Source organism: Hydrogenivirga sp., from assembly GCF_056450045.1.
In genome coordinates this window covers 1-11,560 of the sequence record NZ_JBWONM010000044.1, presented here as the reverse complement: position 1 = coordinate 11,560, position 11,560 = coordinate 1, and the positions used below count along the sequence as shown (strand labels likewise).

Annotated in this window: 13 protein-coding genes and 1 pseudogene; 12 read left to right on the top strand and 2 right to left on the bottom strand. The window is 52.7% G+C overall.

Annotated elements, in window-relative coordinates:
• Together AC1HCM_RS01745 and guaA are read left to right on the top strand one after the other, a co-directional pair.
• A pseudogene (locus AC1HCM_RS01745) lies at positions 1-189 on the top strand (16S rRNA (guanine(527)-N(7))-methyltransferase RsmG); the annotation flags it as partial.
• A gap of 7 nt (positions 190-196) precedes the next feature.
• Positions 197-1,729: a glutamine-hydrolyzing GMP synthase gene (gene guaA, locus AC1HCM_RS01740; RefSeq protein ID WP_479460056.1), complete on the top strand. Its 1,533-nt coding sequence runs from the start codon at positions 197-199 to the stop codon at positions 1,727-1,729.
• On the opposite strand, the gene AC1HCM_RS01735 is transcribed toward guaA, so the two are convergent.
• Both AC1HCM_RS01735 and AC1HCM_RS01730 read right to left on the bottom strand, forming a co-directional pair.
• Complete coding sequence (locus AC1HCM_RS01735) at positions 1,730-2,296, bottom strand: LysM peptidoglycan-binding domain-containing protein (protein ID WP_479460055.1); 567 nt, start codon at positions 2,294-2,296, stop codon at positions 1,730-1,732. It lies immediately after the preceding gene.
• 15 nt (positions 2,297-2,311) lie between these two features.
• Positions 2,312-2,539, bottom strand: coding sequence for a hypothetical protein (locus AC1HCM_RS01730; protein WP_479460054.1), 228 nt, complete (start codon positions 2,537-2,539; stop codon positions 2,312-2,314).
• A gap of 49 nt (positions 2,540-2,588) precedes the next feature.
• On the opposite strand from AC1HCM_RS01730, the gene carB reads away from it, so the two are divergent.
• The 10 genes from carB to AC1HCM_RS01680 all read left to right on the top strand — a co-directional run.
• A complete protein-coding gene (gene carB, locus AC1HCM_RS01725) occupies positions 2,589-4,259 on the top strand; it encodes a carbamoyl-phosphate synthase large subunit (protein ID WP_479460053.1) in 1,671 nt (556 codons plus the stop codon).
• Positions 4,260-4,364: 105 nt separating this feature from the next.
• The gene (locus AC1HCM_RS01720; RefSeq protein WP_479460052.1) at positions 4,365-4,850 is read left to right on the top strand and encodes an SCP2 sterol-binding domain-containing protein; all 486 of its coding nucleotides are present in this window, start codon (positions 4,365-4,367) and stop codon (positions 4,848-4,850) included.
• Positions 4,841-5,041: a MoaD/ThiS family protein gene (locus AC1HCM_RS01715; protein WP_479460051.1), complete on the top strand. Its 201-nt coding sequence runs from the start codon at positions 4,841-4,843 to the stop codon at positions 5,039-5,041. Before AC1HCM_RS01720 ends, AC1HCM_RS01715 begins: the two co-directional genes overlap by 10 nt.
• The gene (gene rodA / locus AC1HCM_RS01710; protein ID WP_479460050.1) at positions 5,019-6,134 is read left to right on the top strand and encodes a rod shape-determining protein RodA; all 1,116 of its coding nucleotides are present in this window, start codon (positions 5,019-5,021) and stop codon (positions 6,132-6,134) included. The genes AC1HCM_RS01715 and rodA overlap by 23 nt, the downstream gene beginning before the upstream one ends.
• Positions 6,134-7,258, top strand: coding sequence for a radical SAM family heme chaperone HemW (hemW, locus tag AC1HCM_RS01705; protein WP_479460049.1), 1,125 nt, complete (start codon positions 6,134-6,136; stop codon positions 7,256-7,258). The genes rodA and hemW overlap by 1 nt, the downstream gene beginning before the upstream one ends.
• Complete coding sequence (gene ilvC, locus AC1HCM_RS01700) at positions 7,251-8,252, top strand: ketol-acid reductoisomerase (RefSeq protein WP_479460048.1); 1,002 nt, start codon at positions 7,251-7,253, stop codon at positions 8,250-8,252. The genes hemW and ilvC overlap by 8 nt, the downstream gene beginning before the upstream one ends.
• Positions 8,249-8,872: a CDP-alcohol phosphatidyltransferase family protein gene (locus AC1HCM_RS01695; RefSeq protein ID WP_479460047.1), complete on the top strand. Its 624-nt coding sequence runs from the start codon at positions 8,249-8,251 to the stop codon at positions 8,870-8,872. The genes ilvC and AC1HCM_RS01695 overlap by 4 nt, the downstream gene beginning before the upstream one ends.
• Positions 8,872-9,540, top strand: coding sequence for a dihydrofolate reductase family protein (locus AC1HCM_RS01690; protein ID WP_479460046.1), 669 nt, complete (start codon positions 8,872-8,874; stop codon positions 9,538-9,540). The genes AC1HCM_RS01695 and AC1HCM_RS01690 overlap by 1 nt, the downstream gene beginning before the upstream one ends.
• A gap of 3 nt (positions 9,541-9,543) precedes the next feature.
• On the top strand, positions 9,544-10,401 hold the full coding sequence (locus AC1HCM_RS01685) for a type II secretion system minor pseudopilin (RefSeq protein ID WP_479460045.1): 858 nt from the start codon (positions 9,544-9,546) through the stop codon (positions 10,399-10,401).
• Positions 10,401-11,560 (top strand): type II secretion system F family protein (locus AC1HCM_RS01680; protein WP_479460044.1); only part of this gene is annotated, 1,160 nt, incomplete at its 3' end. The genes AC1HCM_RS01685 and AC1HCM_RS01680, both read left to right, overlap by 1 nt.

Sequence of the window (11,560 nt, the reverse complement as noted above, 5' to 3'; positions counted from 1 at the left end):
CTTTCCAGAGCGATGGGAGAGTTTGAGGATATCTATCCCATACTTGAATCTCTCTCTAAGGAGTACGTCTTCGTTATGAAGGGGGAGAGGATATCTGAAAGGTGGGAGAAGGAGCTCGGGTACAGAGCCTGCAGGACAAAGGTTCCCAAACTGCCCCCCTCTTACATCCTCTGGAAGAGGTTAAAATAATAAACTTATGCGTAAGAGACCTGTTCTCGTTGTCAACTTCGGCTCCCAGTATGTTCAGCTGATAGCCCGCCGGGTGAGGGAGCTCGGGGTTTACAGTGAGATAGTTCACTGGGATACACCCCTTGAAGAGCTCCTTGAGAAGGAGCCTTACGGCTTTATATTCTCTGGAGGACCTGCTTCCGTATACACGGAGGATGCACCCCTTCCACCCCCGGAGATTTACGAGCTCGGGCTTCCCATCCTCGGCATATGCTACGGGCTTCAGGTCTTAGCCCACCAGCTCGGAGGCAAGGTTGAGAAGTCGGACCATCAGGAGTACGGTAGAGCCCGGCTCAGGATAGTGAAGAGGGACCCCATCTTTGAGGGTATTCCCGATGAGTTTGATGTCTGGATGAGCCATGCGGATAAGGTTTCCCTACTGCCCCCGGGCTTTGAGACCTTGGCGGTCTCCGACAACTCTCCCCACGCGGTGATAGCGGATAGAAGTAGGAAGTTCTACGGCTTTCAGTTCCATCCAGAGGTTGTTCACACAGCCTACGGGAAGGAGCTTCTAGCTAACTTCATCTACGGGATATGTCGAGCCCAGAGAAACTGGGAGATGGGAGATTTCATATCTGAGAAGCTCGTGGAGATAAGAAAGACCGTAGGGGACGCCCACGTGATAGCAGCCCTCTCCGGAGGGGTTGACTCAACGGTTGCCTCTGTCCTCGTCCACAGGGCTATAGGCGATAGGCTCCACTGCTTCTTCATAGACCACGGGCTCCTTAGACTTGGTGAGAGGGAGGAGGTTGAGTCCTACCTTCGCTCCCTCGGACTCCCCCTTCAGGTAATTGATGCGAGTAAGCTGTTTCTGACAAGGCTCAAGGGTGTTGAGGATCCCGAGGAGAAGAGAAGGATAGTGGGAAATACCTTCATAGAGGTGTTTGAGGAGGAGGCTAAGAAGGTTGAGGGGGCTGAGTTCCTGCTCCAGGGAACCCTCTACCCGGACGTGGTTGAGAGCGCGGGCATAAAGGGCTCTGCGAAGATAAAGACCCACCACAACGTGGGAGGACTGCCCGAGAGGATGCACCTCAAGCTCTTAGAGCCCTTCAGAGAGCTCTTCAAGGACGAGGTGCGCCAGATAGGGAGGCTCCTGGGAATACCTGAGGAGATACTTGGCAGGCACCCCTTCCCGGGTCCAGGACTCGCCATAAGGATAATAGGAGAGGTTAACGAGGAGGACCTGAACATACTCAGGAGAGCTGACGCCATCTTCATTGAGGAGCTCAAGAGGCAGGGCTTTTACAACAGGGTGTGGCAGGCTTTCGCCGTCCTGCTACCCATAAGGTCCGTTGGGGTCATGGGAGATGTGAGAACCTACGAGAAGGTCATAGCCCTGAGGGCTGTTGAGAGCACCGATGGCATGACCGCAGACTGGTACAGGTTTCCTCCCGACTTCCTTGACCACGTCATGAGGAGGATAATAAACGAGGTGCGGGGGGTAGGAAGGGTCGTTTACGACATATCCTCCAAACCCCCTTCTACCATTGAGTGGGAGTGATCACTTCATAGGAGGACACTTGGGTGACCTCGGTCTGTCCTTGAACTTTAGGTCCCACTCAAGGGCTTCCTTTACAGCCTCTCTCTTCTCCTCATCAGTCAGCTCTGTCTTGTACTTGAGGACCCATCCCTGGGCGAGTATCCAGGGGTCGGAGCCTATCTTCTCCCTGTTGAGGTTGTATATTGAGGGCCAGTAGAGGGAGCTCCCGTATATCCTCGCGGATATGTCCCATAGGGTATCGCACCAGCCGACGGTTACCTCCCCGTACTCTTCTTCAGGAGCAGGAGCTTCCTCCTGAACTGCCTCAACTACCGGAGGTGGAGCCTCTTCCTTTGCCTTCTCCCTTTCGGCTATCTTCTGTTTGGCACTCTCAAGGAGGCGTCTAGCTTCACTGAGAAGTCCCCTTGACTCCTTCAGGTTGTTCTTTGCCTCTTCAATGTTCTTTTTGGGAGCTTCAAGTTCTTTATCAACCTCTTCAAGGGCGGACTTGGTGGCACAGGACTGGTTAACTATGAAAGCCGCCGATAGACCGACCAAGGGAAGAAGCGCGATTATCCCTCTTCTCATTCCATTACCTCCTGCTCACTCACCCTGCTCAAGCTTCTTGTTTATCTCCTCCGCCATAGCCTTTACCTCTTGAGCTTCCTTCTTTACCTCTTCCGTCTCCTTCTTTACCTGCTCGGTTTCCTTCTTAAGGGCTTCAACCTCCTGCCTGAGGGCATCAACCTCAGACTTGGATGCACAGGAAGAACCGAGAAGAGCTATGGCACCTATTCCGAGGACGGGGAGCAGAACCCTAATCTTCTTCATACCATTCCCTCCTATGTAAGTTCTATCGTTTACTATAATATCATCTTTAATGCCAAAGAGAAGGGACATAGAGAAGATACTGATAATAGGCTCCGGTCCCATCGTCATAGGTCAGGCTGCCGAATTTGATTACTCGGGAACTCAAGCCTGTAAGGCTTTAAAGCAGGAAGGTTACAGGGTGGTGCTTGTAAACTCAAACCCAGCCACAATAATGACGGACCCCGAGATAGCCGACAGCACCTACGTTGAACCCCTGACGGTAGAGATCCTTGAGGAGGTCATAAAGAGGGAAAGACCCGATGCCCTCCTTCCCACCTTAGGGGGTCAGACAGCTCTCAACCTGTCGGTCAAGCTCTACGAGGAGGGGATACTTGAGCGATACGGTGTTGAGATGATAGGGGCTAACTACGAGGCTATCAAGAAGGGGGAGGACAGGGAGCTTTTCAAGAGGGCTATGTCCAACATAGGTTTGAAGGTCCCCGAAAGTGCGGTGGTCTCTTCCGAAGAGGAAGGCTTGAAGGCTGTGGAGGAGATAGGCTTTCCCGTGATACTCAGACCAGCCTTCACCTTGGGAGGTACCGGAGGATCAATTGCTTACAACATTGAGGAGTTCAAGCAAAAGCTGGATACAGCCCTCCAGACCTCACCCATACATCAGGTTCTCATTGACAAGTCCCTTATAGGCTGGAAGGAGTTTGAGTTTGAGGTGATAAGGGACAAGGCGGACAACGTTATCATCGTCTGCTCCATTGAGAACTTTGACCCTATGGGTGTCCACACCGGTGATTCCATAACAGTTGCACCCGCCCAGACCCTGACTGACAAGGAGTATCAAGTGCTGAGGGATGCCTCAATAGCGGTCATAAGGGAGATAGGGGTTGATACAGGAGGTTCAAACATTCAGTTCGCCGTCAGTCCTGAGGACGGAGACTTCTACGTAATAGAGATGAACCCGAGGGTTTCAAGGTCTTCAGCCTTGGCTTCCAAGGCTACAGGCTTTCCGATAGCGAAGGTGGCGGCAAAGCTGGCGGTAGGCTACACCCTTGATGAGCTCAAGAACGATATAACCAAGTTCACGCCCGCCTCCTTTGAACCGACCATTGACTACGTTGTGGTCAAGATACCGAGATTTGACTTTAAGAAGGTCCCCGGAGCGGACACAACCCTGACCACCATGATGAAGTCGGTGGGGGAAGTGATGGCCATCGGGAGGACCTTCAAGGAATCCCTCCTTAAGGCTGTGAGGAGCCTTGAGCTTGACAGGTACGGTCTGTCTTTCCCAAAGATGGAGGTCAGCGACCAGGACCTTGTCAGGAACCTCAGAACCCCCAATGAGGATAGACTCTGGTACATAGCGGAGGCTTTCAGGAGGGGATACACCGCGGATGAGGTATACGAGTACACGAAGATAGACCGGTGGTTTCTCTTCAACATCCTCCAGATAGTTGAGCTTGAGGAGAGGCTCAGGAAGGAGGAGCTCACACCCGAGCTGATGAGGGAGGCGAAGGGTATGGGTTACTCAGACAACGAGATAGCAAAGCTCAGGAATACATCCGAGGATGAGGTCAGGTCTATCAGGCTTAAGGAGGGTATAAGACCTTCCTTCAAGGGGGTTGATACCTGCGCAGGGGAGTTCGTTGCCTATACGCCCTACTACTACTCCTCCTACGAGGAGCCCTTCTTCACCCTTGAGGGAGGAGCTGTCTTGGACGAAGATTAGCTTATTAGCATATTTTTAAGCCTTTTTAAGTCATTAAAAATTCTTATCCAGAGAGAACATCCCAGGAATTTAAATAGTAGTGATACCCAAAAGGGAGGTGGAAGTATGAAGAGGACACTGCTTGGAATAGCTCTCCTTGGAGGAGTCTCACTGGCTCAGCCCGTCTTCATGGACGGCGAGTGGGCAAAAGCCTTCTGCGAGGTCTGGAACAACACCCCGACCTTAGTAAACGAGCTCGGGAAAAACGGCGCCTGGAACGAGGTCCCTGAGAGGAGGCTCTTTTTATACCGCAGGGACTGCGGGAAGGATAAGATGGTCCAGCTGACCATAAAGAACGAAAACGGAAAGGCTGTCTGCGTTTACGGCGGACCAAAGAAGGATGAGAGGACGGATAACGACTTCCTCATGTATGCGGACACCAAGAGGTGGCTTGAGATGGGCAGGAAGGAGTACGGACCTATGAGGGCTATGATGTTTGGAAGGCTGAAGTTCAAAGGACCAAAATGGGTTGCCATGAGGAACATGGGTCCCTTTGAGGCTTTTCTTGATGCCATTGATGAGGTACAATCTGATACGAGCAGATGCCCATAAAGGTCCTTTACAGAGGCAGGGAGATAGAGATACCCGAGAAGAAGATCAAGGCGAAGGAGCTCCTTAAGAAGATGGGGCTTTCGCCCCTCTCTTCCCTTGTTGTAAAGAACGGGGAGGTTATCTCCGAGGAGGACTACGTTACCGAGGATGATAACATAAGGGTTATAAATGCGATTTCTGGGGGAGCTTAAAAGCTTAGACTGGCTTCTTCTTGTGCCTCTCTTGGGGATTCAGCTCTTTGGTCTCCTCGGGGTCTACAGCGCTTCCTCAAGCGAGGGAATGCCCATACTCTTTAAGAAGCACCTCCTGTACCTGCTTCTCAGCTGGACGATAATACTTTTCCTCTCACGGGAGAAGTTCAGGAACGTCCTTGACTTATCCCTTTACCTCTACCTCTTCAACCTCTTCCTCCTTGTCCTCGTCTTAGTGATGGGAAGGGAGGTTTACGGGGCGAGGAGGTGGCTGAGCCTCGGCTTTATAAATATTCAGCCTTCAGAGTTCATGAAGCTCTCCCTCCTTCTGCTGTCCGCCTATCTACTTCCCCACATAAGAGGGTTAAGGGACAGGAAGGTTCTCCTTCTGCTCTTTGCCTTCTCAATACCTGCGGTAGTTACCCTCAAACAGCCGGACCTCGGAACAGCCGCAACCTACTTCGTTCCTCTGATGGTAATGCTCTACGTTAGGGGCGTCAGGTTGAGGTACTTTGTCCTCACCGCCCTCGGGTTTCTGCTCTCCTCACCCATCCTATGGGGTTTCCTGAAGGAATATCAGAGGAAGAGGATACTTGCGGTCATTGACCCCTACAGCGATTACCTTGGAAGCGGATACCAGCTCATCCAGTCCGTTATAGCTATAGGCTCGGGAGGTTTAACGGGCAAGGGTCTTTTAAAGGGAACCCAGTCTCAGCTCCTCTTCCTCCCAGAAGCCCACACCGATTTCGTCTTTTCGGTCATAGGTGAGGAGCTGGGATTCTTGGGAACCTTCTTTTTGCTGCTCTTCATCTTCTTATTCTTGCTCAGGCTCCTTAGCTATCTCAGGCAGACCCTAACCGCCTCAGAGACCCTCTTTGTAGCAGGAGCCTTCTCCCTCCTATTCTTCCAATATGCGGTGAACATACTCATGACCCTCGGTCTCTTTCCCATTGTGGGAATACCTCTCCCCTTCGTCAGCTTCGGTGGAAGCTCCATGCTCACCTTCAGCCTGATGGTTGGACTGCTTATGAGCATATACAGGGAGTTTAAGGGGAGCCTGCCAACCCTTCCGAGGGAAGTAAATTATGAGTGATGGTTAAGGCTATTTATATCCACATACCCTTCTGCTCTTACAAGTGTCCTTACTGTGACTTTACCTCCCTCGTTGACGCTCCCATCTCCCCATCGGACTACCTCAGCCTCCTTGTGAGGGAGGCAAAGCTCTACAGGGACGTTGAAGCCTCCCTGAGGACCCTTTACCTCGGTGGTGGAACTCCCACCCTCCTGAGTCCTGAAGAGATAGGCGGGCTCTTGGAAGGTCTTTCCTCCATCTTTGAGCTCTCCTCCCTTGAGGAGGTAAGCGTTGAGTGCAATCCCGAAACCTACCGCTACGCTGAGTTCAAGAGGCTCCTGGGCTACGGGGTGAACCGCCTCAGCATAGGCGCCCAGAGCTTTACCCGTAAGGGTCTCTCAGCCTTGGGCAGGAGGCACACTCCCGAGGATACGGTAAGAGCCTTCTCAGAGGCAAGGGATGCAGGTTTTAGTAACATAAACCTTGACCTCATCTACGGCTACCCTGGACAGAAGCCCGAAGATGTTGAGCTTGAGCTTGAGGTTATAGAGAGGTTGAAACCTGAGCACATCTCCGCCTACCTGCTCACGCCCTACGAGGGGACTCCCATGGGTTTTGCCCTCCTCTCTGGGAGGTTGAAACAGCCCCAGGAAGAGGAGCTCGCTGAGGTTTATGAAAGGCTCTGGAGGGGACTCAAGGCTCTGGGATATGAGAGGTATGAGATATCCAACTGGAGCCTGCCGGGGAAGGAGTGCAGGCACAACCTCGTTTACTGGAAAGGGGAGGAGTTCCTCGGTCTTGGACTCTCCGCCTGGGGTTACTTTGGGATGGTCCGTTACGGGAACACGAAGGTCTTAAAATCTTACGGCGAAGCCGTCCTGACGAATAAAAAGCCCGTTGCCAAGGAGGTCAGGCTCAGCGAGAGGGATGTCTTTGAGGAGGCTCTGATGCTGAAGCTTCGCCTCAAGTGGGGTCTTGAGCTCTCGGAGAGTTACCTCATACCTGAACATCTCAGAGACCTCTTTGAGGTGAGGGGAAACCTTATGGGAATAAAGGAAGAGTACATGCTCCTGTCCAACGAAATAACTACAGAGGTTCTGCTGTATAATTCTGATAGAAACACTCTGGAGGTAAGGAATGGCTAAGATATACTACGACAGCGATGCAACCCTTGAACCCTTAAAGGACAAAAAGGTAGCCATACTCGGATACGGAAGTCAGGGACATGCCCACGCCCTCAACCTCAGGGATAGCGGTGTGGAGGTCGTAATAGGACTTCATGAGAAGAGCAGGTCAAGGGAGAAGGCAAAGTCCGACGGCTTTGAGGTTCTCCTTCCCTCCGAAGCTGCGAAGGTGGCGGACGTGATAATGTTCCTCGTCCCCGACACCGTTCAGCCCGACCTCTACAGGGAGTGCGTTGAGCCGAACCTTGATTCTACGAAGACCCTTGCCTTCGCCCACGGCTTCAACATCCACTTCAGACAGATAGTCCCTCCAAAGGATGTGGACGTCTTCATGGTTGCTCCTAAGGGACCCGGTCACCTCGTTAGGTGGATGTACGAGGAGGGAAAGGGAGTCCCGGCTCTCGTAGCTATATATCAGGACGCCTCCGGGACCTGCCTTGACAAGGCTCTCGCCTACGCGAAGGGTCTTGGAGCCCCCCGTGCGGGTGTTATAGAGACGACCGTCAAGGAGGAGACCGAGACGGACCTCTTCGGTGAGCAGTCGGTCCTCTGCGGTGGGGTCACAGCCCTCATAAAAGCTGGCTTTGAGACCCTCGTTGAGGCTGGCTACCAGCCGGAGGTAGCCTACTTTGAGTGCCTCCACGAGCTCAAGCTCATAGTTGACCTGATCTATCAGTACGGCATAGCCGGCATGAGGTACTCCATCTCCGACACAGCCAAGTACGGGGACGTGACGAGGGGAGACAGGATATACGAGGCGGTCAAGCCCCTGATGGAAAAGATACTCCTTGAGATACAGAGGGGTGAGTTCGCAAGGGAGTGGGTCTTAGAGAACAAGGCTGGAAGACCCGTTTACAACGCCCTCCTTGAGAGGGACAGGGAGCACCTCATAGAGAAGGTTGGCGAGGAACTCAGGAAGATGATGCCCTGGATAACGGGGAAGGAGCTTAAATGAACCTGACCAGCAAGAGGGATAACCTCAAGAAGCTTTACGTCCCCTTAGGTCTTGCGGTGGCGAGAACGGGTATTCACCCAAACCTTGTAACCCTCATATCCCTGTTCTTGGGAACGGTATCAGCCTACTTCTTCTACCACGAAAAGGTCTTAACAGCGGTCGGCTTCCTCGTCCTCTCAGGACTCTTTGACCTGATAGACGGAGTCGTTGCCCGGGAGACGGAGAGGACAACGAAGTTCGGTGCGGTTTTTGACTGGATTGCGGACAAGTGGGTTGATGGCTTCGTTCTCGGAGCTGTCGGCTTTGCCTACGCGTCACCCTTTGTAGCGGTTACCGCTGTTACTGTATCAATGCTCCACTCCTTCATAAAGCCCGTCGCCTATGCAGAGATAGGGTACTCCGCCAGGGTTAAGGGTAAGATAAAGGACCCCCTTGAGGGGGTGGGCTTCTTCGGAAGACCCGAGACCTTTTTAGCCCTTATACTCTTCTCCCTCCTTGAGAGGGCGCACTTCCCTCTGGGACTCAACTTCGGGATAAAGATAATCGCCCTCCTGAGCCTCGCATCCCTGCTGCTCAGGGTTATATACCTATACAAACACTACGGAAGGGAGTACGAGTGATGGAAAAGAGACCCTACGTGATCATAGTCTCGGAGGTGAGCATAGACGGAAAGCTGACCCTCTACAGGGGAGCCTCTTCAAAGGAGCTCATGAGCCTCATGGACAAGGAGGCTTACAGATACCTTCACGAGATAAGGGCGAAGGTGGACGGCATAATGGTGGGCTGTGAGACGGTGAGAACCGATAACCCGAGCCTCACCGTCAGGTACGTCAAGGGCAAGAACCCCACGAGGGTCATACCCTGCTCAACAGCCAACGTGCCCTTGGACTCCAACGTCCTGAACACTGAGGAGGCACCGACCATAATAGCTACTACCGAGAGGGCACCCAAAGAGAGGGTGGAGAAGATAAAGGAGAAGGGCGCTCAGGTGATATTTGCGGGAGATGAGCTCGTTGACTTTGACCTCCTCCTGCCCAAGCTCTACGATATGGGTATAAAGACCCTCATGGTTGAGGGTGGCTCATCCATAAACTGGGAGTTCGTCAGGCGCAGGGCTGTAAATGAGATAAGGCTCATCCACCTTCCAGTCATAGTTGGTGGCGAGAACGTTCCCACTCTAGTCGGCGGTGAGGGATTCAAGAAGCTCAAGGACATACTACACTTGAGGCTTCGCTCCCACTTCAGGAGGGGAAATCAGCTCATAACCGAATGGGAGGTCGCCGGCTGAGAGGTGCTCGTAGCCCTCGTCCTTTCCTTCTTCCTCATACTTGCAGGTTACGTTGTTGACGCCCTCCAGTCTTCCTCCACAGCCTCAAGCTACGTTGAGAGGGTTTACCTCAAACAGCAGTCCTACCACGCCCTCATTTCAATCCTTCCCTACGTTCTCCTCCAGCTCAAGAGAGAGGACTCTTCCATAGATACCCTCACAGACCCCTGGGCTCTCCCCTTCGTGGTTGAGACCGAGAGGGGAAGGCTTGAGATAAACATCTACGACGAGGACAGGTTCTACAACCTAAACTACGTGGGAAAGAGCGACCTTTACAGAGCCATCTTTGAGAGGCTCCTCACCCTCCTTGATATAAGCCCCGGCTACGTGGAAAGGCTCCTTATATGGGAGGGGAATAAGTCAGGAAGCTTTGAAACGAGATTTCCCATAAAGGGAGCCCCCCTTGACTCCGTACAGGAGCTCTCCTACATAGGCATGAGCAGGGAAGAGCTCTACGGGAGGACTGTGGGAGATGTGAGCTACCCGGGGCTTCTCAGCCTTGTGACCGTCCACTCCTCGGGAAAGATAAACGTAAACACAGCTCCGAAGTATGTGCTTATGGCTCTTGACCCCCGCATAGATGGGAGCCTTGCGGACAGGATAATTGAGTACAGGAGCACGAAGCCCTTCAAAAACCTCAATGACCTTATCCTCGTTGAGGGGATGAGCTTTGATATCCTCCACAGGATAAAGGACGTTGTTGACGTTAAGAGTACCTACTTCAGGATCACCATCACCGTGAAAACGGGGGATGTTGAAACGAGCCTCGTGGTCGTTTACGATAGAAGCAGCGGCAAGGTGGTTTACAAGAGGCTCTACTGATGGCAAGCTTCCTATACGAAGGATTGAAGAATGGCAGGAAGGTCAGGGGGGAGGTTGAGGCTCAGAGCAGGAAGGAAGCGCTCCTGAGGCTTCGCTCCGAAGGCATACGTCCCCTATCCATAGAACCGGTCTCTGAGAGGAGACCCTTCTGGAAGAGGGAGCTCTACATAAGGAAGCCCTCCGAAGAAGAGCTCTCCTTCATACTGCTCCAGCTCTCCGTTCTCTTAGAGTCAGGCATACCTCTGGCGAGGTCTCTTGAGCTCGTCTCTTCCCAAACCGAGGACAGCAGGATATCTTCGGCTCTCCTTCAGATAAAGGAGGACGTTGAGAGGGGAGAGAGCCTTGCGACGGCTTTCAGAAGGAGCGGAATCTTCCCTCAGTTCCTTTCAGAGATGCTGACCGCGGCTCAGACGGGAGAGAACTTGGAGAGGATCTTTGAGATAGCCGGGAAGCACCTTGAAACCGTTGCAGACATGAAGTCACGGATAATCAGCGCCATAACCTACCCATCCGTTGTTATAGCCTTCAGCCTCTTTGCCCTCTTTGTAGCCATAAAGTTTGTGGTGCCGAAGATAGCCTCCGTACTTACAGGCTTTGGGAGAGAGCTTCCCCTTATCACCAAGGCGGTCATTCTCCTCTCAGAGCTCCTGACCTACGCCCTCTATCTGTCACCCCTCCTTGTACTTGCCTTCCTTTACAGGGAAAGGCTCTTTGGAAGGGAAAGGCTTGACAGGTTCTTGCTCAGGATACCCCTCGTAGGGAAGGTGAGCTTCTACTTCAATCTATCGCGCTTTGCCTACACCCTCTATATGACGCTCCTGTCCGCTGTTCCAATAACGAGCGCCTTCAGGATAGCTGTGGGCAGTATATCCAACACCTACATGAGAGAGCGCCTTGGAGAACTTGCGGAAGAGATAGAGAGGGGAAGGTCCCTTTCCTGGGTTCTGAAGAAGTCTGAGCTATTCCCTCCCCTATTCCTCAACCTCGTTGAGACGGGAGAGAGCGGTGGGGAGCTTGAGAAGATGCTGAGCCTCGTCGCTGACCTTTACCGAAGGGAGGCTCTCAGGGTAATAAACCTCTGGGTCAGGCTCATTGAGCCCCTCTCCATCCTGATAATAGGAGCCATAGTGGGACTGATAGTCATGAGCGTCCTTCTCCC